The following is a 23,717-nucleotide window of genomic DNA, read 5'->3' as shown; positions in this document are numbered from 1 at the left end:
TAATAACCAAAATAAAAAAGCGAGCCTAAGGGTAGGCTCGCTTTATTTATGTTTGGTATTGGTTCATAAATTTACGATCGATACGATTCTTTAAACTCCAGGCAATCTTCCCTTTATAAGACCATTTACCATAGAGAAGAAAGCCTTCTTTATGACCAATGGACATGATCGCAAGCCATTTATGCTGGGGAATGTAATGGCTCCCATCACCTGTGGAGAGAAACCCTTTAATATTCTCCCAAAGTATAGGAGCTTGACGTATGGCGAATACTCCATTCTTTGGAAGGTCAGGATTTTCAGAAAGACTGATACAATCTCCCGCTCCAAATATTGAAGGATGGTCTTTCACTTGTAATGTTGATTCTACTTGAAGATAACCCCCGTCATCGATTGGAAGCTTTGATTGTTTAAACACACCAGGAGCTTTGGGGCCTGCTAACCAGAGAGCATCTGTATATTTTATCTCAGTACCTTGATCCGTATAGATTTTATCATTTGTCATCTCAGTAACATGACTTCCTTTTTGGAGCTTTATGCCTTTACCTTTTACAATTCGTTCGATCTTTTTCGAGATGTCTTCTGTTTCTCCAGGTAGTAATCGTTCAGTACCACTTACAATAGTGATATCTTTCCCCTCGTTATGGTGTGTTCGATAGGACTGTAGGGATAAAGCTAGTTCAACACCTGCTATACCACCACCGACTATTGATAGGTGATCGGTCTGACGTACTTCATCCACCATCGCAGGGAAATGATAATTTGGTTTTATACGTCTGGCATGTTCTTTAACGCCCTTTATATCCGTATGTGCTGTAAGTGATCCGATATCAAATGAAACAACATCATAAGAGAGGACGTTCCCCTGATCGGTAAGTAAAATTTTCTGCTCTGCATCGATTGAGACGATAAACTCTTCTTTAAAATCAACCGAAGCTTTCTCGCATAACTGCGGAAGCGACACCCTGATATCTTCCTCATTATATAACCCCTCGGCGTATCCAGAAAACATTCCTGAATAATATTGATATGGAGACGGGGAAATAAGGATAACTTCTGTATCTGGAAGTTGTTCATTACGTAGCTGATCAATAATATGTAAATGTGCATGGCCTGCACCAATTAATACTAATCGGTTCATGTATTGTATTCACTCCTATTCTCATCTGCCTCAAACTATATCAGATATACAAGTTCTAAACCAACACGAGCTTTTCACGCAATAATATACCCTGGGGGGTTGACGTTTCTGTGAATTCATATTAAGATACCCATATAGGTATTAAAAGAAACAAAAAAACAACTTGGAGGTATGAAAATGAATACAACAGTATTAGACGTTAAAGGAATGGCTTGCCCAATGCCAATTATTAAAACAAAAAAATCAATCCAGGATTTAAACACTGGAGATGTGCTAGAAGTGCACACAACAGACCAAGGTGCCGTTGCAGACTTGTCCGCATGGGCTAAATCTGGCGGACATGAAGTAGTGGATCATAAAGAAGAAGATGGAGTTATTACGTTCTGGATCCGTAAAGGATAATAAATAGTGGATATGGGAGAGGAGAAAACACTCTCTTCCATACCCCTACTTGTATTAGTATAAAAGGAGGAACCTATAGATGTCTACTACAAAAAAGACTAACATCATCTTATTTAGCGGTGATTATGATAAAGCGATGGCTGCCTATATTATTGCAAATGGAGCGGCAGCTTACGACCACGAAGTGACAATCTTCCATACGTTTTGGGGCTTAAACGCTCTTCGTAAAGATGAACAGGTTGATGTACAAAAAGGATTTCTAGAAAAAATGTTTGGAAAAATGATGCCACGTGGTGCAGACAAAATGGGACTATCCAATATGAATATGGCCGGAATGGGTCCTAAAATGATTAAAAAAGTAATGAAAAAACACAATACCACATCATTACCAGCCCTTATTGAGATGGCTCAAATGCAAGAGATTAATCTTGTTGCTTGTCAAATGACTATGGATCTGCTTGGTTTCCAAAAAGCAGAGTTATTAGATGACATTACCTATGCTGGTGTAGCGGCTTACCTTGCAGATGCAGAAGACGGAAATGTGAACTTATTTATTTAATTATCCTCAATTAGGTCAGTCCGATTAAAAGATCAGCTCCCAATCTTTTGAGAAAGCACAAGGTAAGATAGGGAACTGATCTTTTTATTGGATCGGTATTGTTCAGTGTTAGAGGAATAGGGGAGGCCTGAGTCGACATGGAATTTTCTTTTATTATCACAATCTTCCTCATTGGGTTCATAGGATCATTCGTTTCCGGTATGGTTGGAATTGGTGGCTCTATCATTAAATACCCGATGTTATTATATATACCTCCATTATTAGGATTCACAGCTTTTACAGCACACGAAGTATCAGGAATTAGTGCTTTACAAGTATTCTTTGCTACAATTGGAGGCGTTTGGGCTTATCGAAAAGGCGGCTACTTAAATAAATCGCTTATTGCTTATATGGGAATTAGTATCTTAATCGGTAGCTTTATAGGAGGTTACGGCTCTAGGTTAATGTCTGATACGGGTGTGAACCTAGTTTACGGCTTACTAGCCACTATTGCTGCTATTATGATGTTTATACCTAAAAAAGGTATTGACGATGAGAAAATGAATGAAGTAACATTTCCAAAAGCTTTAGCATCTCTCTTAGCATTCGTTACTGGTGTAGGAGCTGGTATTGTAGGTGCAGCAGGGGCATTCATCTTAGTACCAATTATGCTGGTAGTCTTAAAGATTCCTACGCGAATGACGATCGCAAGTTCTCTTGCAATAACATTTATTTCATCAATTGGAGCTACCATTGGTAAGGTTACAACGGGGCAAGTAGAATATGGACCAGCTGCTATTATGATCGTAGCCAGTCTGCTGGCTTCACCACTGGGTGCCAATGCAGCAAAGAAAATGAACACCAAAGTTCTACAAACAATACTTGCGCTTTTGATTTTAGGAAGTGCAGTAAAAATATGGTTAGAATTCTTTGGAGTGTAAATAATGGAGGAGACGACGTTCAGTAAGAGCTCGTCTCCTTTTTCTTGTTGTACCACTATCTATATTGAGCTCACAGTGATATAATCACGTTGGTACCATTTAAATATTGGAGGAATACAACCCATATGCTTAATGTTAATAACGTTAGTTTACGATTTGGCGATCAGAAATTATTTGAAGACGTCAATATAAAATTTACTGCCGGGAACTGTTACGGTCTAATTGGCGCGAACGGTGCTGGTAAATCAACATTTCTAAAAATTCTTTCCGGAGAAATTGAATCCCAATCTGGAGACGTATCCTTAGCATCGAATTATCGTATGGCTGTTCTTAAGCAGAACCACTTTGAATATGAAGATTACGATGTGATGCAAGTTGTTATGATGGGGTATAAACGCCTGTATGAAGTTATGCAAGAAAAGAATGAAATTTATATGAAAGCAGATTTCTCTGAAGAAGACGGTATGCGTGCTGCAGAACTTGAAGGCGAGTTTGCAGAGATGAACGGTTGGGAAGCTGAATCTGATGCTGCTCGATTATTAACTGGTCTTGGCGTTTCAGAAGATCTTCACGACAAGAAGATGGCTGACCTTACTGGTTCAGAGAAAGTAAAAGTGCTATTAGCACAAGCTTTATTCGGTAACCCGGATGTTCTTCTTCTAGATGAGCCTACTAACCACCTGGACATTCGTGCCATTCAGTGGCTAGAAGAATTCTTAATTAACTTTGAAGGTACAGTTATCGTTGTCTCACACGACCGCCACTTCTTAAATAGTGTTTGTACACACATTGCTGACCTTGACTTTGGTAAGATTAAGATTTATGTCGGAAACTACGATTTTTGGTATGAATCTAGCCAATTAGCTCAAAAGTTAGCAAAAGAAGAGAACAAGAAAAATGAGCAAAAGGCTAAAGAACTAAAAGAATTTATTCAGCGTTTCAGTGCGAATAAATCAAAATCTAAACAGGCTACTTCTCGTAAGAAGCTACTTGATAAGATCTCGCTAGATGACATTCAACCATCAAGCCGTCGTTACCCATATGTAGCGTTCAAACCTGACCGTGAAATTGGAAATGATCTTCTAAAAGTAGAAGGACTTACAAAGACAATTGATGGCGTAAAAGTATTAGATAACGTATCCTTCACAATGAACAAGGATGATAAAATTGCGCTTGTAGGCGATAATGAGATCGCGAAAACAACTCTATTCAAGATTATAATGGGGGAAATGGAAGCAGACGAGGGAACATACAAGTGGGGCGTTACCACTTCACAAAGTTACTTCCCTAAAGATAACTCAGCCTTCTTCCAAAAAGATGATCAAACGTTAGTAGATTGGCTACGACAGTATTCACCTGATGATCAAACGGAAACATTCCTACGAAGCTTCTTAGGGCGTATGTTGTTCTCTGGTGAAGAAGTGAAGAAAAAGCCAAGCGTTCTATCAGGTGGAGAGAAAGTTCGTTGTATGCTTTCTAAGATGATGCTAAGCGGTTCAAACGTTCTTCTGTTGGACGAACCGACCAACCACTTGGACTTAGAAGCTATTACGGCTTTAAACGAAGGGCTTACAAACTTCAAAGGTTCTATGTTATTCGCATCACATGACCACCAATTTATTGACACGATCGCAAACCGTATCATTGAAATCACACCAAATGGTCTGATTGATAAATATATGTCATATGACGAATATATTAACGATGAAAAGGTCGAACAACAGCGTAAGGAATTAATGCAAACATCATAAAGTAGCCTAAAAGCTTGGAAAGAGAACTTTCCAAGCTTTTTTTGTTGTTGCTCATTCTTTCTCTAGGGAAGATAGAAATAAATGAATGAACTATTCTTTAAATGGAATAAGACATAGTAGCACCTTGTACCTATTTTAGGAGAAGAAGGGTTTCTTATTTCTTTTGAACGGGGAAAGGAGAGTATCACACAAAAAAAGGAGTGATTATAATGGCAGGTGCTATGAACGACGCAAAACGCGCTGCTAAACGTACTGAACAGAAAGCCGACGAAGCTAGTCAGGATGTTAAGCCTTGGTTACGAGGATTTGCCCGGTTTGGTTATACTGCTAAAGGTGCTGTATATGTATTACTTGGAATATTATCATTAATGGCTGCATTAGGAGTTAGTGGTGGAAAAACCACAGGAACGAAAGGTGCCTTAGCTACTATTGCGAGTAAACCTTATGGAAACGTTATTTTATGGATTACTGCAGTTGGATTAATAGGATATGTTATGTGGAGAATCATTCAAGTTGTTAAAGATCCTGAACATAAAGGAAAAGATGGTTCAGGTATCGGAATGCGCATAGCTTACTTAATCAGTGGAATTATTTATGGTGCCTTAGCCTATAAAGCCATTTCGCTTGCCTCTAGCTCATTGGGATCATCAGGAGGGTCATCAGGTAACTCTAAGCAATCCTTTATTGCTAAAGTATTATCCCAACCAGCAGGTCAATGGATTATTGGAGCAGTTGGTGTTGTAATCATTGGATATGGTTTATATGAAATGTACAAAGGTATGACTGAAAAATTCAAGAAAGAATTTAAATTTGGTGAAATGAATCAAGGTGAGAAGAAACTCGTTCGACGCTCAGGGAAATTTGGGTTACTAGCCAGAGGGGTCGTGATGTTAATTATCGGTTATTTCTTCATTCAAATGGCGATGACTGCGAGCTCTCAGCAAGCAACCGGACTTGATGCTGCGTTATCTGAGCTAGCTTCTCAACCCTATGGCAAGTGGTTACTAGGAATTGTTTCTATTGGTCTTGCACTATTCGGCATTTTCCAGATTCTAAAAGGGAAAAACCGTCACTTAAAAATCTCATAGGCAATGAGTAGTTACGAAAATCCTCCTCTTATAATAGAGGGGGATTTTTTTGTCACTCAATCATATAGTCAACTAAATAAGCTTTTATAAGGATAAGGTTTCCAGTACAATGGTAGGAGAAACCTCAAAAGAAGGGGGCCTATGATGGAATCGATGTTAGCTTCCTATAGTCCGATTTTATTTTTAATTGCAATTCTACTAACGCTAATGACCTCTTATACTGCATTAGACTTATTCACCTTGTATAAGACATCTGAACGTAATGGCAAGTTTCTATTTATAGGTGGTATGATTTCTATGGGAATTGGAATCTGGGTTATGAACTTCCTTACCATGTTATCTTCAGATTCTTATAATGTCATAAATAATCAAGTTCCACTTACAATTTTGTCAGTGGGGTTAGGCATTTCGTTTGCTGGTATCTCCTTTTACTTTGTGACGAATAAATCCATAAAAATATTGAACCTGATTATTGGCAGCTTTTTCTTAACTATGGGCGTATTTGCCACTCATGTTACCGGGATGTATACCTTAAAGTCCGCGGTATACTATGAACCATTTATCCTTGTTTGGTCTTTGTTACTTCTATATGGATCATTTCTATTGGCATTATGGATTTTATTTTATTACAAAAATATCATATATTCTAAAAATCCATGGTTGAAGCCTATAAGCTCTATGATCATCACAGGAGCAATTGTAGAAGGCTACTTTTTGTTAACAAAGTCTGTATCTTTTGATGAGACAATAAATACTTCAGGATTACCAATAACAGGTGAGTATTCTTTTTCCATCTATTTTCTCCTATTTATGTCTGTACTAATTATTGCAGGTGTTCTTGTTTCAAGCACGCTTTTAAATACAAGATTAGCTTCAAGAGATACATATTTGAGAGATATTACATTTGCTCTTGATGAGTCTTCTATTGTTGCTATTACGGATTCTAAAGGATTTATAACGTATGTAAATCAGAAGTTTTGCGAGATATCCGGATACAGAGAAGATGAACTTATTGGTCAGGATCATAGAATTATAGGATCTGGTTATCATTCAAAAGATTTCTTCAAAAATATGTGGAAGACAATAGGAGCTGGTCAAGTTTGGAAAGATGAAATCAAAAACCAAGCAAAAGACGGATCTTATTATTGGGTAGATACTACGATTGTTCCGTTTCTTAATAAGAAAGGAAAGCCCTATCAATATATTGCGATTCGATCTGACATTACAACAAGAAAGGAAGCAGAACACAAATTACAGAATGCGCTGAAAGAAGTTCAGGATATTGAATTTGCTCTTAACCAATCAACCATTGTAGCAATTACAGATGAGAAGGGGGTTATACATAACCTGAACGATAAATTCTGTGAAATTTCCGGGTATAATCGAGAGGAATTATTAGGAGAAGATCACCGAATTCTGAACTCTGGCTATCACCCTCCTCAATTTTTTAAACAGCTATGGAAAACAATTGGAACAGGGCACATTTGGCGCGGCGAAATCCGAAATAAGGCGAAAGATGGTACGTTTTACTGGGTGGATACGACGATCATCCCCTTTATGAACGAAAATGGAAAGCCCTATCAATATTTGGCGATACGAAACGATATCACAGAACGAAAGAGAACCGAAGAAGTACTTCATCGTCAAGATAAACTAGCAGCTGTAGGTCAATTGGCTGCAGGAGTAGCACATGAAATTCGCAACCCACTTACTTCTATGAGGGGATATGCTGAATATCTTCAGTTAGATGAAGAAGACCTTACAAGACGGGAATTGCTTGATATCATTGTTGATGAGATTGAACGTGTGAATGTTATAGTTGAAGAATTCATGGTTTTGTCCAAGCCAAAAGCAGTTCATTTAGAAGAAAAGAGTATTACTCCTATCCTTCAAAACGTCTTATCGTTGCTTGATTACCAAGCAAGGAAAAGCAAAGTTTCTCTAATCTTTAAAGATCCCCCCGAATCACCAGCGATCTATTGTGATGAAGACCGATTAAAGCAAGTTTTCCTCAACTTAATTAAAAATGGGATCGAAGCGAACCATGCAGGGGGAGAGGTGAAGGTCTTCTTAGAAACATCAGAAAAATACATCAATGTGTTTGTTCAAGATACAGGTGAGGGTATTCCGGAAGAACAAATACAAAAGCTTGGAGAGCCTTTTTATACCACTAAAGATAACGGAAATGGGCTAGGTTTAATGATGTCATATAAAATTATAGAGAGTCACAATGGTACTATTCGTGCAGAGAGCAGGAGATTAGAAGGTACAACCTTTATCGTTTCCCTTCCTCTCCACACTACTAACGACGAATAAACATCTAAGAATCACCTTTTAAAAGAAGCGGCACATAAGTCGTTTCTTTTTTCATATAAAATCATAAACTTTTATCTTTTCATACGGAAAAAAAACCGATATGATAACTAATGCCACCAAGTACCGTTATGTCGATTTTTTGTGGGTTGTGTTTATTTTAAATAAAATAATATTTGAACATTAATAAAAGAGGAGGGACCTATGTGGATAATAACAAAAATAGCGACCCCAGGTTTAAAATAGCTCATCGTGAAGCCCTTATTGGTGTCGGATTAGCCATAATTAACTTTGTATGGTGGTACGGTTTTGCTTACGGTTTAGGCGATCAAGCTCCTGAAGATTATTCCTATATATGGGGCTTACCTTCATGGTTTGTCTATAGCTGTATAGGTGGGTTTATTTTGATGACGATTCTTGTTACATTCGTTGTTACTGTATGGTTTAAAGAGGTTCCCTTTGATGAAGAGGAAGGGGGAGCAGAATGAATCTATCTGTTATCATCCCATTACTACTATTTTTGATGTTAATCTTTTTCATCGGGTTATGGAGCAGTCGTCAATTACACGCTTCAAAGAATTTCTTGGAGGACTATTTCCTAGGAGGGAGGCAGCTCGGTGGTTTCATTCTAGCGATGACCATGACTGCTACATACGGAAGTGCAAGTAGCTTTGTAGGAGGTCCGGGAGTTGCTTATACTCAGGGTCTTGGCTGGGTTTTACTTGCCATGAGCCAAGTGGCTACTGGCTACTTTGTTCTTATGATTCTTGGGAAGAAATTTGCCATCATGGCCAGAAAATATAATGCAGTCACTCTTATTGACTTTTTAAAGGGAAGGTATAACAGCAAATGGGTGGTCATTACCTCAGCTCTGAGCATCATAATCTTTCTATTTTCTGCCATGGCTGCTCAATGGGTCGGTGGAGCAAGACTTATAGAATCTATTACAGGACTATCATATACAAGCGCACTCTTCTTATTTGCTTTATCCGTTTTAGTTTACGTTATTATAGGAGGTTTTCGGGCTGTTGCCTTAACTGACACAGTCCAAGGTATTGTCATGTTCTTCGGAACACTTATCCTTCTTGTCGCCACTATAATTGCCGGAGGCGGAGTTTCCTCCATTGTAGCAGATCTATCGGCCGAAAACCCAAACCTATTAACACCATACGGATCCAACCTTGATCTTACTCCAAGTTATGTATCCTCCTTCTGGATTTTAGTTGGTGTTGGGGTTGTGGGATTACCTCAAGTAACTGTAAGAGCAATGTCTTATAACAGTTCTAAAGCAATGCATCGTGCACTTATAATTGGAACGATTGTAGTTGGTTTTATAATGTTAAATATGCATCTAATTGGTGTGTTTGCTCGACCTATTCTTCCTGGTATTGAAGTAGGAGACAAAGTCATGCCACTTATCGCTCAGGAAGTATTACCACCATGGCTAGCTGGCATCGTGCTTGCTGCTCCGATGGCTGCTATTATGTCTACTGTTGATTCCCTGTTACTTCTTGTTAGTTCAGCCATTGTTAAAGATGTCTATCTTAATTACATGAAGCCAGATGCTAGTAACCAACGAGTGAAAAAGCTAAGTATTACCATTACATCGGTCCTTGGTATTCTCGTATTTCTAATGGCATTAAACCCACCTGACCTTCTTATATGGTTAAATTTATTTGCATTTGGTGGGTTAGAAGCCGTTTTCATATGGCCTATTGTTATGGGGTTATATTGGTCAAAAGGCAATAAATATGGAGCATTATCTTCCATGGTAGTAGGAATTGGTTCATACATTGCGATAGATCAATTGACAACTACACCTTTGTTCGGGATGCATACGGTTGTGCTGCCTGTTCTGTCTTCATTGGTAGTTTATGTACTTGTAAGTTTATTTACGCAACACAAAGTAACTGAGCACCGATTTTAAATAGTAAAAAACCTCTGGTTTCTTTAATTTGACCAGAGGTTTTTTTGTTAACATATATAGGGTGATCTTCTTATAGTTTATCCATTAATTACGTTTTTATGGTAAAGGATTCAATGTTAGGGATTCATAAGAACGGGATCTACTATAAGGCAGATAAATATTGATTTTAGAAAATAGGATTGTTATCCGATTGTACTTTGAAATATGCTGTGGTTTGATGGAGATAAGAACCATCAAACCTCGGGAGGACTTACACATGAAAAACAAAATACTGACCATAGTAGCTGCAGCCGGATTATCTGTTTCTGTTACCGGACAAGCATCTGCAGAGAATATAACGGTACAAAGTGAAGATACGCTTTGGGGCATATCTGTTCAGCATAATGTTTCAGTTACTCAATTAAAAGATTGGAACGAGCTACACTCCAATATCATTTATCCTGGTGATCAACTTACTATTAGTAATTATTCATCTGATTATGAAGCCAAAACCTATACTGTGCGTTCTGGCGACTCTCTATGGGCAATTGCGAATACATATGATCTTACCGTCTCAGAGTTACAATCCTTGAACCAGCTATCATCAACAATTATTCATCCCGGTGATACGCTTATTATCGATTCAACGACTCAAGAAACAACATCTGATGGAGACGAGGGAGATGTTGTTAAAACCTTTACAGCAACGGCTACGGCATATACAGCAAACTGTGCAGGGTGTTCAGGCATAACGGCGACTGGTGTAGACTTAAAAGCGAATCCAGATCAAAAAGTGATTTCTGTAGATCCGGATGTAATTCCACTAGGCTCTACTGTGTGGGTTGAAGGATATGGATATGCAACAGCTGAGGACATAGGTGGCAGTATTTATGGAAATGCTATTGATGTCTTCATACCAGATTATGAAGAAGCCATTCAATGGGGAAGAAAGAGCGTTACAGTGAAAGTATATCAATAAGATAAATTTCTCTCATAACCCTCACCAATTAACACATATTAAGAAGGGGCATTTACAGCTCTATAATCTCAGGTGAGGTGATTCTTCATGACAAGAGGACAAAGTAAAAAAGGTAAAAACAAAAATAAAACACGTGACCTTTCCCAAACACCTAAACAAGATCTTGTGGAAGATGGACGTGACGTAGAATTCGCTCAAGAATTTGCTGATGAAGCAGACCGTAAAGCACAAGAGCGGTCGCAAGCAGCGGATCAGCGTGCAAAACAACATAAGAAATAAAGAAAAGGCTGTTCCAATAACGGAACAGCCTTTCCCTCTATTCAGGCAGGATCTTTGAACGAGTTAAGAAACGAACACCTTCTGGACCTTCTAGTGAGAACATCCCTCCTCGACCATCAACTACATCGATAATGAGCATTGTATGTTTCCAATATTCATATTGCTTTTTGTTCATGTAAAATGGACAGCCACCAATTTCGCCTAAATGTACATCAGCTTTACCAATTAAAAAGTCATCTTGTGGATAACACATAGGTGAACTACCATCACAACACCCGCCTGACTGATGAAATAAGAGAGGACCATGTTTAGATTTCAACTTCTCAATAAGCGCAAGTGCTGAATCAGTTGCTTTAACACGCTCCATCTTAATAAAATCCTAGTTTTTTAGGACTATAGCTAACAAGCATATTTTTAGTTTGTTGATAATGAGACAGCATCATTTTGTGGTTCTCACGTCCAATTCCTGACATCTTATATCCACCAAAAGCAGCGTGAGCAGGGTAAGCATGATAACAATTTGTCCATACTCGTCCCGCTTCAATACCACGTCCGAACTGATAAGCGGTATTTATGTTACGGGTCCATACACCCGCACCTAATCCATAAAGGGTATCGTTAGCTATACTCATTGCTTCTTCTTCTGTTTTAAAGGTAGTCACAGAAACAACAGGACCAAAAATCTCTTCTTGGAAAATTCTCATATCATTCGATCCTTTAAAGATAGTTGGATTTACATAGAATCCTTCCCTTAAGTCACCCTCTAATGTGTTTCTACTCCCACCAACTAGACACTCGGCACCTTCTTCATTACCAATTTCTAGATAGGAGAGGATTTTCTCAAGCTGCTCACTTGATGCCTGAGCACCGATCATTGTTTCAGTATCTAAAGGGTTGCCTTGTTTTATCTGCTTCACACGATCAAGTGCTCTCTCCATAAACTCGTCATAGATCGACTCATCAATAAGGGCGCGTGAAGGGCAAGTACATACTTCACCTTGGTTTAAAGCAAACATCAAAAAGCCCTCAATCGCTTTATCTAAGAAGTCATCATCCTGGTCCATTACATCTTTAAAGAATATATTTGGTGATTTCCCACCTAACTCTAAAGTGACAGGGATAATATTTTGAGATGCATATTGCATAATTAAACGTCCTGTTGTTGTCTCACCAGTAAACGCAATCTTAGAAATGCGATCACTTTGTGCAAGAGGTTTTCCTGCTTCTACACCGAAGCCGTTTACGATATTAATCACACCTGGTGGGAGTATGTCTTCAATAAGTTCCATTAGAACCATGATGGAAGCAGGGGTTTGTTCGGCAGGCTTTAACACTACACAGTTACCAGCAGCAAGTGCTGGAGCCAGCTTCCAAGTAGCCATTAAGATAGGGAAATTCCATGGAATGATTTGTCCAACCACTCCAAGTGGTTCATGAAAATGATAGGCAATGGTGTCTCCGTCAACTTCACCTATTGACCCTTCTTGTGCTCGTATACAACCAGCAAAATAGCGGAAATGATCAACTGCTAGTGGAAGATCAGCCGCAAGTGTTTCTCTAACTGCCTTACCGTTATCCCATGTTTCAGCTACAGCTAGCACCTCAAGGTTATCTTCCATTCGATCCGCTATTTTGTTTAGAAGATTTGCGCGTTCAGTAGTAGAGGTTTGCCCCCAAGCCACCTTAGCTTCTTCAGCTGCATCTATGGCTAGGTTTATATCATCCTCAGTTGATCTTGCCACCTCACAAAAGGCTTTACCATTAACAGGACTGACATTCTTAAAATATTCACCACTAGCAGGGGCTGTCCACTTCCCGCCAATATAGTTCTCATATCGTTCTTTAAAAGATACTTTTGAATTCTGTTCTCCTGGATTTGCATAAATCATTCTTATACCTCCCATTAATATGTACAATTTTGGTAGCGCTTTCAAAAAAGCGGGAGCTTCTTATTTGCGCTACTAAAGATACTCTCTTTATTTATTCTAAATTTTCAGATAAATTTATGCAAGTAAAAACACTTTTTCTTCTTCATTGCATTGAAAGATTGAATCATGTTAAATAGGAAGAGAAGTTAAAGTAAGGAGGACGATCCTTTTTGAAATTACAAGGAAAAAAAGTTATTCAAATTGTAAGTGATGAATTCGAAGATCTTGAACTGTGGTACCCTGTTTTACGTCTGCGTGAAGAAGGAGCAGAAGTTCACATCGCAGGGGAGAAGGCAAATGAACAATATAAAGGAAAATACGGGGTACCTATTACTTCGGACTGTTCATTTGAAGATGTACAAGCTAGTGATTATGATGCGATACTCGTTCCAGGTGGATGGTCCCCCGATAAACTTCGTCGATACGAATCAATCCTAACGATGGTTCGTAGTATGAATGAAGATGAAAAAGTCATCGGTCAGATTTGTCACGCGGGTTGGGTCCTTATCTCCGCAGATATTTTAAAGGGCAAACGTGTAACAAGTACTCCTGGTATTAAGCACGATATGATGAACGCGGGAGCCGAATGGGTTAATGAGGCTGTCACAGTAGATGGTCATCTTGTATCAAGTCGCAGGCCTCCTGATCTTCCTGACTATATGAGAGAATTTATTAAGGTATTAGAAACAAAATAACTGCCTAGAACATAACAAACCGCTTAGATACAATCTAAGCGGTTTGTTTATTGTATTAGCTCTTAAAAATCTAAGTCATTCATAGGGTGGGGCCTGATAGAAAAAGTTAGGGCTCTTCACAGTATCATCGTATGATTGATGAAAGATATGGGTTGAAGCTGGAGAGATAGGCGGGATTAACCATGTCCAATCCCCTGTTATTGAGCGGCCACATGCATGTTCTTTCTCTTCAAATAATTGAAACTGATTTGCCGCTGTATGGTGGTCAACAATACTCACACCATGTTCTTTAAATGAATGAAGAACCGCTGCATTTAACTCTAGCAACGCCCGATCCTTCCAAAGGGACCGGTTCCTTCTTATATCTAATCCCATTTTAGTAGCAACTTTTGGTAGCAAATCATATCGAAATTCATCTGCTAAATTTCTCGCACCTATTTCCGTTTCCATATACCAGCCATTAAAAGGTGCAGCTACATATTCAATTCCACCAATTTCAAGCATCATATCCGATATAATCGGAACGGAGTACCACTTTAATTGTAAGTCAGAAAACCATTCATAATGAGGGTGGGTTAGGGGAACTTCTTTCACTAGCGATTTAGGGACTTCATACCAGACGGGATCTTGGCCGTCTACTTGAATGACCCATGGCAAGAGGTCAAACGAAGTATAATCACCACGCCAACCGAGAGATTGACAGTATTTTGTAAATGAAATTGAAGCAGGGTCACCCATAATATGGCCACCTTCCTCATAACCAGCATACCTTAAAAGCTGATGGTTCATTACGCGAATCGGATCCTGAGCATGCTTACGTGGCTTAAATACAGAAATGGTTGACCTGATTTTGCCCTCATTCGTAGCATAACGTAAATGATTACATAAAGCTTCATACACTTCTTCTGCTGAGGAGCTCTCACGGTAATCGAAGACATATAACGAGTCCCAAAACAACCTTCCAATACAGCGATTGCTCTGACGCCATGCCATTTTCGCTCCGTATTCTAGTTCCTCATATGTATGTACATAATGATTCGAATTATCAATTTGCTCTTGAATCTCAGCTAGGCGCTCGTCTATCTCTTGCTCCGTTTTCCCTAGCTCACGGTAGCATCTATGTATAAATCGTTCTGCTTGCTGAAATAAATCTGTGCTCACTCACATTTACCTCCACTAGATGTTTCTTTATGCTGATTGTACCATACATGGATTACTGTACATAAACCGTTTGTCTTATGAAAAAACTAACTATACCAAACCGTTGAGGAGATGAGATCTTGACTCAGTTTCGATTAGGATATGTGGCCATGAGCGTTCATGTTCAAAATGCTTCCCCGTCTCAAACTATGACTTATAGCCAGTTTTCTGCGCTAAAGGATCGTGAAGCAGCTATAAGAAAACTTGAGCGAATTGCTCAGTCTAATCTTTCAAATACATTAAGGCTCTTAAAGCATTCTGTTGCTTCTGGAATAACTTTTTTCAGAATGAGTTCTCGCCTTGTACCATTAGCTACTCATGAGAACCTCTCAGATTGGAACTATATACAACCTCTAAAAGAGGATCTTCAAGCGATTGGAAAATTTGCGGAAGAGAAAGAAATGAGAATCGATTTCCATCCTGATCATTTCGTCGTTCTCAATACCCCAGACAAAGATACCTTTAAGTTTTCTCTTCAGGTTTTAAAATATCACTACCGCTTACTGCATGGAATGGGGATAGACCCAGTTCACCGGTGTGTCCTTCACCTTGGAGGAGCTTATCAAGATAAGGAAAAAGCTCTTGAACAATTTATTGAAAACTGGGCTTATGTGCCTTCTGGTATACAAAAAATGATTATGCTTGAAAACGACGACAAAGTATTTACCATGGAGGACTGTTTATATGTTTGTGAGAAGTTAAACATACCTTTTATATTTGATCTTCACCATCATATGGCAAACCACAATGATTCAGATTGGACTAAACACTGGGAGAGGATCGTTGGTACTTGGGAGCATTCTCCTATGCCATTGAAAATGCACATCTCCAGTCCAAAAAGTACAGAGGAATTTAAAAGTCATGCAGATCTTATTGACTATGAAATGTTTAAAACTTTCCTCCAACAAGTTTCAGGGTCGACCAACAAAATTGACTGTATGATTGAAGCAAAACAAAAAGATGAAGCTCTATTTACATTAAGTCACCAACTCCACGAAGACTCATCTATAACTATGGAAACACCCTCCATATTCCATCTCAATGAATAATAAATGGCTTTCATGTGATTAAAATACATCTTTATAGGGAATAGCCGAGGGAAGTGGAGGGATGAGACATGTCGGAAAACGAACATAATAACAATGAAGCAACAGTGGAAGAAGAACAAGAAAATAAAAATGCAGGAACTACAATTGAATCCCGAACAAACCCCGATCGGCCAGGAAGGCAATTTTATATTCCTTCTCAAATTGTAAGTGAATTTGCTCAAAAAGGGAAAGATCATCTGTCTAAACCATTTCGGTCTCAATTTATTCTTGCCTTAACAGCAGGTTCATTTATGACGTTTGGAGCACTATTTTCAATTCTTCTTGCAATCGAAGTAGAAGTGAAAGGTCTCTATCATCTTCTTTCCGGATTTGGATTTGCAGCAGGTTACGCAATGGTATTTATATCTGGTTCTGTCCTTTTTACGGAAGTTAACGTATTGTTACCAACCTATGTGTTTAACGCGATGGAAAAACAAAAGAATATACTCAAATTTTGGTTTTCGGCTTATATAGGGAACATCATCGGAGCATTGTTCGTTGCTGTTTTAATTCAACTTTCTTCATCATTATCAAACTCTTTTTATACAGAGTTATCCATGTACTTAGATAAGAAGATGAAGTTTCTTGACCATGGCTGGATTGGTTGGTTTCAGATAGTTGTATCTGGCATCCTGGCCAATTGGTTAATAGGAATGGCCGCTTTCTTAACAACTGCAGCAAGGGATTTAACAGGAAAGATTCTAGGGACAACATTACCAGTTGTCTTATTCGTAGCCGGAAACTTCCAGCATAGTGCAGCAAATATGGGATACTTTAGCATGGGGATTCTATCATCAGATAAGTATGAGTGGTATGAATTTCTCCTCTTAAATCTTATCCCAGCGAGTATAGGAAATATAATAGGCGGCGCCATATTCGTGTCTCTTATTTTCTCATATGCTTATAAAGATGATATCCAAACAGCTTTAAATAAGAAAGAATAGCGCGAATTGGGCAACTTTATAGTTGCCCTTTATTATTGCCTTTAAGCAAACAACTCGAAATCTTGTACATTGTGTAGCAAAATACAATGGAAGCACTATAGTGAAGGAGGGAGCGCTTTGAAAATAAGCATACTAGACCAAGCTCCTATCTCAAAAGGAAATACACCTGAACAAACCTTACAAAACACGATTGAATTAGCCCAGTTTGCCGAAAAACTCGGATACTATCGATATTGGGTTGCGGAACATCACAATACTAATGGACTCGCCAGTACAGCACCTGAGATATTAATTACTCGTATTGCTTCCTCAACAGATAGGATTAGAGTTGGATCGGGAGGAGTTCTATTACCTCAATACAGCCCTTTGAAAGTAGCTGAAACTTTCAAAATGCTTGAAGCTATGTTTCCTCGTCGCATAGATCTTGGTCTCGGAAGATCTCCTGGAGGAGGGCAGAAGACGCGTTTAGCTCTTACAGACGGAACACAAAAAATGCTCAGTGCTTTCTCACGGCAAGTGAAAGATTTACATGGGTATCTATATAACACACTGCCTGACGATCATCCATATAAAGGGGTTGTGGCTACTCCTAAAACCTCTACAAATCCTGAGACTTGGGTTCTAGGTTTATCAGAACGAGGCGCTAAGCATGCAGCTATAAACGGGACAGGCTTTACGTTTGGCCACTTTATTAGCCCAGATCAGTCTTCTGAAGCCATAACAACTTATTTAGAGCGTTTTCGCCCTTCACCTGGAAGGAAAGAGCCTGCTATTAATGCTTGCATATTTGTTGTATGCGCTGAAACGAAGAAAGAAGCGGAAGAATTAGCATTAAGTCAGGATATGTGGCTTCTTCAAGTCGAAAAAGGAAAGGAAACAAGAGTTCCGCCTATTGATGAAGTAAAAAAACACACCTTTACTAGTGATGAGCTGCAAAAGATTGAACGAAACCGGTCAAGAGCCGTTATCGGGACACCTGATGAAGTGAAGGAGCGACTTGAAACGCTTGCACATAAATACCGCGCAAACGAACTGCTACTAATCACCAATATTTATGATTTCGAAAAGAAAAAACAGTCTTATAAACTAATAGCAGATGCTTTTCAGTCTTAAAACGGAAAGGGTAGACCCTTTCCGTTTTTTAGCGTCTTAAGGCATCTCCCGTCTTTAAAATTAAGAATATGTTACTATAAACAAGAGAGATAACAGAATTGCATAATTTTTCACAAGACAAAGGGGGACATGTTTACAATGAGTTCTGACAAAATATATGACTTAATAGGTGTAGGGATAGGTCCATTTAATTTGAGCATGGCTGCTCTACTGAATGACCATTCGGAAGTTGACGCTTTATTCTTTGAACAACGAACTTCCTTCGATTGGCATCCAGGCATGTTGATTGAAGGAACAAAGATGCAAGTACCTTTTATTGCTGATCTGGTTACGATGGCCAACCCTAAAAGTCATTATTCTTTCTTAAACTACATTAATGAGCATGAGAGGATGTATCCGTTCTATTTCCTTCAACGCCTAGATATTCCACGTCGGGAATATAACGATTACTGTCAGTGGGTCGCAGGTCAATTAGACACCTGCAAATTCGGCAAAAAGGTCGAATCGGTTCGCTACATAGAAGATAATGAAACATATTTCGAGGTGTTTGTAGTACATACTGATACAGGCGAAACAAATGTTTTTAAGAGTAGACATCTTTTGCTTGGGACAGGGAGTGTGCCGATGATGCCTCCATCCTTTGAACAGTTGCCAAAAGAAGACGTTTTCCATACAGCTCAATTTAAAGATCACATAGATCGCTGCAGGAATGCGGAGGCTATTACAGTAATTGGGTCTGGGCAAAGTGCTGCCGAGACATTTAGAGAATTATTAAAAGAACAACGGGAACACAACTTTCGACTTGATTGGATCACACGTTCTCCTGGATTTTCTTCCATGGAAGAATCAAAGCTTAGTCTCGAACATTTCTCACCAGACTATGTCAATTACTTTTACCAGCTACCTCAACCAAAAAAAGATGAGGTGTTTGCTACGCAAGGCCTTTACTATAAAGGAATTAGTACACATACAGTTACAGATATTTATGATCTCCTTTATGAATATTCTGTTGGTGGAGAGAAACCTAATGTAGGATTACAGGTATTAACAGAGGTAAACGGGATTACTAAGAAACCGGAAGGTAAAGGTTATGAAATAGCTTGCACGCAACATCAGGAAGGGAGTTCCTTTACACATGAAACTGAAGTAGTGATCACAGCTACGGGATATAAACCTTATGTTCCAGACTTTGTGAAGTCACTAGAAGATTTAATAGAGTGGGATGAAGCAGGGCGATACATGGTTGAGGCTGATTATCGCATTAAAAAAGTAAAAATGACTGAGAATGAGATTTATGTTCACAGTGGTATAACTCATTCTCACGGCGTGGGCTCAACAAACCTTGGACTTGCCGTGCATCGAAACAAGATCATTATTAATCACTTGTTAGGAAGAGTTGCATATCCAATCCCAGATCAAAATGTGTTTCAATCTTTTCAACCTGAGAGCTAATATCGATAATATTACCTCTTAATATAATGCAGATGTCAATTTATAAATTGGCATCTGTTTTTTTAGTTCCTTACTAATTTATTTATCGACCTAAATTTTCCCATAGAGAGTAGAAGTAATAGATCTCTTGAAGTATGGCCTTTTGATCCTTTATTTTTATGCTACCTTCAATCTTCGCAATAACCCCCGCGATATCTAACATGTACTCTCTCTCGGCGCTAAATTGAATCCGATTTACGACTTTTTTCCAAGCCTTCGCTGTATAATCAACTTCTTCTTGCGCTTTATCCCAGTCTCCATCTCCCACATAACCTTCTAACTTCTCAAATGATTCATAGACACGATCTTTCTCTCCGAAAGGCTGTTTTAACCAACTTCCACCTGTCATGATGACTATAAATATAGCCAATGTTACTAGAGGTATTGCGTATAAGAAAAAACGGTTCATATCTTCCTCACCTCACCTTAATAAGGGCCTGGGTAATCGCTGATATCTTCTTCATTACCAACTTGTTCGCCGTACAAATCTACGTACAATTCCCCATTCGGTAAGTACAAAGCATAAAAGACAGACTCAATCTGATCAATACCTTGTTTTTTAAGTTGTTCCTCAATCCATTCTTTCGTTACATTTTTCTGCTGTAGGTTCTGATGGATAAGGTTCCCCTCCTGAATTAGTTCTGTAGCAATACCACCTTTATTTGACGGAATCTTTAAGTCTGAAGGTGTGACAGGTAAATATTGAGATTTAGGCAATACAGAAAGCTTTCCGTTCACTTCAATTAGAGCAAATTCTACATCAGTAATATTAAATACACCTCTTTGCCTGAGAAGCATCATAAGTTCCCCGACTTTAATGCGCATTTTCTTTAAGTTATCCTCAAGAATCTTTCCATCTTTCACAACTACAGTAGGTTCACCTTCTAACACCTTTCCCAAATAGCGACTTTTCATAGAAATGACTTGCAGAATCATTGTTAAAACCGCATACCCTGTAAGACCTACCCAGTGGCCCCACGTTGTAGCTGAGAGGTCGGTCGCCAAGTTAGCTGCAATAGAGCCAATTGTAATGCCATTAATATAATCAAAGAACGTTAGTTGCCCAACTTCCTGTTTTCCGAGCACACGTGTGAAAATGAGAAGAGTAAAAAAAGAAAAGATTACTCTAACCACTACTACAAGCGTTTCATCGATCATAAGGTAATCCTCCTGAAGGATCAGTATTGTTCATATTCTCTACTTGATTGAATGTTCTATGCTCCTTCTGCAATAAAAAAGCACCCTTTTTATGGGGTGCCTTAAATAAGGTGTTCACTTTATGTACTGTACCAATAACTTTCTGAATTCTTCGCGATCTTTAGAGGTAAGAGCTTTTGGACCTTTTGTTCGTTTTCCGCTTTTTCTTGCTTGGGCACTTGCGTGACGGGTGATTAAGAGGCGATCAATATTGTCATGAGTATATGCAAAACCACTATGATGAAGGACGATACACCCTTTAGAAATGGCCAGGGATGCAAGGCCGTAATCCTGTGTAACTATGAGATCTCCAGCTTGTGCTAATTGCATAATACGATAATCCGCAGCCTCAGCTCCAGTATCTACATAAATAGTGTCAACACCATGTGGTTCTGGTTTGTTTGAATAATGAGAAAAGCTTTTTACAAGGGTTACATGAAGCCCCTCTTTAGTTGCTTCTTCTATTATAATTTCTTTAAAAGGACATGCATCTGCATCTACGTAAATGTGCAAGCTAACTCCTCCTTTATACGTGCGTTGTTGAAGTATTTGGACCAAGGGACTAAAAAGCCTTCATAAGATATGCTATAATAGATGAATCTAGAAAAGGAAGTAGGCTAAGGAATGACAGAATTACAAGTCGGTACAACACAAACTTTTTCTGTTTCAAGGACAATCGAAACAGGCTACGTGTTGGCTCTTAATAATCACGAAGTATTATTGCATACAAATGAAGCTACAAGAGAATTGGAAGTCGGCGAAGACATCCTTGTCTTTCTCTATCATACGAAAAAAGGAACTATGGCTGCAACTATGTCCATACCAAGTGTTTCCTTTGAACAATACGACTGGGTGGAAGTGAAAGAATCAGTCAAACGCCTGGGTGTCTTTGTAGATATTGGAATCAGTAAGGATTTACTTGTTTCAGAAGACGACCTCCCGCTATTTGAACATGTGTGGCCTCAGGCAGGCGACAAACTTTTTGTCTGTCTATCAAAAGACCAAAAGGGACGTTTACTTGCTAAGCCAGCTACAGAGAACGTAGTTGAAAGGTATTGTGAACCTGCTCCAGAATCCCTTTTACATCAGCTTATAAGTGGTCATATCTATCGCTCTAATAAAGTAGGTTCTTTCTTAATTACAGAAGAAGGCTATCGTGGATTTATTCATCATTCAGAGCGCAAAGAAGAACCCCGCTTGGGTGAATGGGTGAAGGGAAGAGTCATTGATGTAAAAAGCGTTGGATCACTTAATATCTCTCTTCGCCCTGTTAAAGAAGAGGCTTTGGATGAAGATTCAGAAGAAATCCTCGCATTTATGAACGAACGAGGCGGTAAAATGTTCTTTACGGATAAGAGTGACCCAGAGGAAATCCGTGACACATTTAACATTAGTAAAGCTGCATTTAAGCGCGCCTTAGGACGTTTATTAAAACAAGGCAAGATTGAACAACACGACGGTTTGACTACATTAAAAGACTCAGAATAAAAAATGACGCCTAATTAGGCGTCATTTTTTGTATACACATTCGTTTCTGATAAACGGAAAAGACTAAGAATTAATGTAATGCCTATGAAACACACTGTGAAAATAAGAGCATTTTCTAAACCAAATTGATCAGCTACAGCCCCTCCAGCTAAAGCACCAAACGCATAACCACTATCACGCCAAAATCGGTATACACCTAGAGAAGTAGCACGCCATGAAGGGGAAGCCACATCACTTATACTTGCAATTAACGTTGGGTAAACAAGCGCTGTCCCGATACCCAATAATAAAGATGCGAACAGCCAAATGGAAAACATCGTGCCAAAAACAATACTTAAAAGTCCAATGAGTTGTAACCAAACACCTGAAAGAATAAGCCATTTGCGTCCCAACTTATCACTTAATGGACCAGTAATCAGTTGAAAAATCCCCCAACTTGCAGGATATATTGCTATGATAAGGCTCATTTGACCCCCCGTTAAAGACGTGGTCGCAAAGAATAAAGGAAAGAGTCCCCAAGCTACCCCGTCTTTGAAGTTGGTCATTAATCCAATCAAACTTATAGTTGATAAATTTGAATCTTTAAAAGAAGTTTTAACAAATACAGAACGAAATGAAGGGGTTGAACCCGTTTTGTTATTAGGTTTGTCTTGTTGATCTTTAACGAGCAAGGACAACAGAATTCCTAAGAAGACGATTATAAATCCTATCACAAATGGTTCAGGTCTTGGTGAAAATCTTGTCATAATGTAACCAGATAATAAGGCTGTAAGAGACAAACCAACGTAACCGGCAAATTCATTTAATCCGACCGCGATTCCTTTTTGATTGTCTTTGGCCAGATCAATTTTCATATTTACGGTCATAGACCATGTTAGCCCTTGACTCAACCCTAGAAGCACATTTGCAATAATAATAAGCCACCATGCTTCAGCAAGGATGATCAGCAGTGGTACACAACCTGCAATGAGCCAACCAACAATTAAAAGCGTTTTTCTTCCAAAGCGATCAGCTAAATGTCCAGCTATCAAATTCATTATTGCTTTGGTAACACCAAATGAAACGATAAACGATAAAGTTGCTGTAACAGAAGCTATACCAAATTCCTCTTTAGCTAAAATGGGTAATACTGTTCTTTCTAAGCCCACCATAGAGCCTACGAAGACATTAATACATACTAATGTTATAAAAGCCGCCAAATTTTGACGAATCCCTTTTTCAGTATTCATACTAACCCT

Annotated in this window: 24 protein-coding genes; 16 read left to right on the top strand and 8 right to left on the bottom strand. The window is 38.8% G+C overall.

Annotated elements, in window-relative coordinates:
• Window positions 1-46: 46 nt before the first annotated feature.
• The gene (locus N780_RS01550; protein ID WP_036779147.1) at window positions 47-1,138 is read right to left on the bottom strand and encodes an NAD(P)/FAD-dependent oxidoreductase; all 1,092 of its coding nucleotides are present in this window, start codon (window positions 1,136-1,138) and stop codon (window positions 47-49) included.
• A gap of 177 nt (window positions 1,139-1,315) precedes the next feature.
• Between N780_RS01550 and N780_RS01545 the strand changes: the two genes are divergently transcribed.
• From N780_RS01545 to N780_RS01500, 10 genes are all read left to right on the top strand, one after another.
• Window positions 1,316-1,540: a sulfurtransferase TusA family protein gene (locus N780_RS01545; protein ID WP_036779144.1), complete on the top strand. Its 225-nt coding sequence runs from the start codon at window positions 1,316-1,318 to the stop codon at window positions 1,538-1,540.
• Window positions 1,541-1,619: 79 nt separating this feature from the next.
• Complete coding sequence (locus N780_RS01540) at window positions 1,620-2,099, top strand: DsrE/DsrF/DrsH-like family protein (RefSeq protein WP_036779142.1); 480 nt, start codon at window positions 1,620-1,622, stop codon at window positions 2,097-2,099.
• Window positions 2,100-2,236: 137 nt separating this feature from the next.
• A complete protein-coding gene (locus tag N780_RS01535) occupies window positions 2,237-3,019 on the top strand; it encodes a sulfite exporter TauE/SafE family protein (protein ID WP_036779140.1) in 783 nt (260 codons plus the stop codon).
• A 125-nt stretch (window positions 3,020-3,144) separates the two neighbouring features.
• Window positions 3,145-4,770, top strand: a complete 1,626-nt coding sequence (locus tag N780_RS01530; protein ID WP_036779138.1) for an ABC-F family ATP-binding cassette domain-containing protein — start codon at window positions 3,145-3,147, stop codon at window positions 4,768-4,770.
• 209 nt (window positions 4,771-4,979) lie between these two features.
• A complete protein-coding gene (locus N780_RS01525) occupies window positions 4,980-5,858 on the top strand; it encodes a DUF1206 domain-containing protein (RefSeq protein WP_232299473.1) in 879 nt (292 codons plus the stop codon).
• Window positions 5,859-6,002: 144 nt separating this feature from the next.
• Window positions 6,003-8,174, top strand: coding sequence for a PAS domain S-box protein (locus tag N780_RS01520; protein WP_036779135.1), 2,172 nt, complete (start codon window positions 6,003-6,005; stop codon window positions 8,172-8,174).
• A 203-nt stretch (window positions 8,175-8,377) separates the two neighbouring features.
• Entirely contained in the window at window positions 8,378-8,659 is a 282-nt protein-coding gene (locus N780_RS01515; RefSeq protein WP_036779132.1) for a YhdT family protein, read from the top strand.
• Entirely contained in the window at window positions 8,656-10,098 is a 1,443-nt protein-coding gene (gene panF, locus N780_RS01510) for a sodium/pantothenate symporter (RefSeq protein ID WP_036779130.1), read from the top strand. Before N780_RS01515 ends, panF begins: the two co-directional genes overlap by 4 nt.
• Before the next feature lie 256 nt (window positions 10,099-10,354).
• Complete coding sequence (locus N780_RS01505) at window positions 10,355-11,056, top strand: 3D domain-containing protein (protein WP_036779128.1); 702 nt, start codon at window positions 10,355-10,357, stop codon at window positions 11,054-11,056.
• A gap of 87 nt (window positions 11,057-11,143) precedes the next feature.
• Entirely contained in the window at window positions 11,144-11,335 is a 192-nt protein-coding gene (locus tag N780_RS01500; protein ID WP_036779125.1) for a YfhD family protein, read from the top strand.
• A 37-nt stretch (window positions 11,336-11,372) separates the two neighbouring features.
• On the opposite strand, the gene N780_RS01495 is transcribed toward N780_RS01500, so the two are convergent.
• Together N780_RS01495 and adh are read right to left on the bottom strand one after the other, a co-directional pair.
• Entirely contained in the window at window positions 11,373-11,702 is a 330-nt protein-coding gene (locus N780_RS01495; protein WP_036779123.1) for a DUF779 domain-containing protein, read from the bottom strand.
• Between the two features lies 1 nt (window position 11,703).
• Window positions 11,704-13,224, bottom strand: coding sequence for an aldehyde dehydrogenase (adh, locus tag N780_RS01490; protein ID WP_036779121.1), 1,521 nt, complete (start codon window positions 13,222-13,224; stop codon window positions 11,704-11,706).
• A 209-nt stretch (window positions 13,225-13,433) separates the two neighbouring features.
• Between adh and N780_RS01485 the strand changes: the two genes are divergently transcribed.
• The gene (locus N780_RS01485) at window positions 13,434-13,958 is read left to right on the top strand and encodes a type 1 glutamine amidotransferase domain-containing protein (RefSeq protein ID WP_036779118.1); all 525 of its coding nucleotides are present in this window, start codon (window positions 13,434-13,436) and stop codon (window positions 13,956-13,958) included.
• Between the two features lie 75 nt (window positions 13,959-14,033).
• On the opposite strand, the gene N780_RS01480 is transcribed toward N780_RS01485, so the two are convergent.
• Window positions 14,034-15,119, bottom strand: coding sequence for a nitric oxide synthase oxygenase (locus N780_RS01480; protein ID WP_036779115.1), 1,086 nt, complete (start codon window positions 15,117-15,119; stop codon window positions 14,034-14,036).
• Between the two features lie 119 nt (window positions 15,120-15,238).
• On the opposite strand from N780_RS01480, the gene uvsE reads away from it, so the two are divergent.
• From uvsE to N780_RS01460, 4 genes are all read left to right on the top strand, one after another.
• A complete protein-coding gene (uvsE, locus tag N780_RS01475) occupies window positions 15,239-16,207 on the top strand; it encodes a UV DNA damage repair endonuclease UvsE (protein WP_036779113.1) in 969 nt (322 codons plus the stop codon).
• Between the two features lie 68 nt (window positions 16,208-16,275).
• Window positions 16,276-17,190 (top strand): formate/nitrite transporter family protein, encoded by a 915-nt coding sequence (locus tag N780_RS01470; RefSeq protein ID WP_036779110.1) that lies wholly within the window; start codon window positions 16,276-16,278, stop codon window positions 17,188-17,190.
• Window positions 17,191-17,307: 117 nt separating this feature from the next.
• Window positions 17,308-18,303, top strand: coding sequence for an LLM class flavin-dependent oxidoreductase (locus tag N780_RS01465; RefSeq protein ID WP_036779108.1), 996 nt, complete (start codon window positions 17,308-17,310; stop codon window positions 18,301-18,303).
• Between the two features lie 138 nt (window positions 18,304-18,441).
• Window positions 18,442-19,755, top strand: coding sequence for a lysine N(6)-hydroxylase/L-ornithine N(5)-oxygenase family protein (locus N780_RS01460; RefSeq protein WP_052114832.1), 1,314 nt, complete (start codon window positions 18,442-18,444; stop codon window positions 19,753-19,755).
• 82 nt (window positions 19,756-19,837) lie between these two features.
• On the opposite strand, the gene N780_RS01455 is transcribed toward N780_RS01460, so the two are convergent.
• The 3 genes from N780_RS01455 to N780_RS01445 form a co-directional block, all read right to left on the bottom strand.
• Window positions 19,838-20,203, bottom strand: a complete 366-nt coding sequence (locus N780_RS01455) for a DUF4363 family protein (RefSeq protein WP_036779106.1) — start codon at window positions 20,201-20,203, stop codon at window positions 19,838-19,840.
• A 17-nt stretch (window positions 20,204-20,220) separates the two neighbouring features.
• A complete protein-coding gene (locus N780_RS01450) occupies window positions 20,221-20,952 on the bottom strand; it encodes a DUF421 domain-containing protein (RefSeq protein ID WP_198135815.1) in 732 nt (243 codons plus the stop codon).
• 114 nt (window positions 20,953-21,066) lie between these two features.
• Window positions 21,067-21,504: a YaiI/YqxD family protein gene (locus N780_RS01445; RefSeq protein WP_036779103.1), complete on the bottom strand. Its 438-nt coding sequence runs from the start codon at window positions 21,502-21,504 to the stop codon at window positions 21,067-21,069.
• A 111-nt stretch (window positions 21,505-21,615) separates the two neighbouring features.
• On the opposite strand from N780_RS01445, the gene N780_RS01440 reads away from it, so the two are divergent.
• A complete protein-coding gene (locus tag N780_RS01440) occupies window positions 21,616-22,479 on the top strand; it encodes a CvfB family protein (RefSeq protein ID WP_036779100.1) in 864 nt (287 codons plus the stop codon).
• A 14-nt stretch (window positions 22,480-22,493) separates the two neighbouring features.
• On the opposite strand, the gene N780_RS01435 is transcribed toward N780_RS01440, so the two are convergent.
• Window positions 22,494-23,708, bottom strand: coding sequence for an MFS transporter (locus N780_RS01435; RefSeq protein ID WP_036779097.1), 1,215 nt, complete (start codon window positions 23,706-23,708; stop codon window positions 22,494-22,496).
• Window positions 23,709-23,717 lie beyond the last annotated feature (9 nt).

It is taken from the genome of Pontibacillus chungwhensis BH030062, from assembly GCF_000770675.1.
Classification (GTDB): Bacteria; Bacillota; Bacilli; order Bacillales; family BH030062; genus Pontibacillus; species Pontibacillus chungwhensis.
The sequence above is the reverse complement of the archived record's forward strand: the minus strand, read 5'-3'. Positions and strand labels throughout refer to the sequence as shown.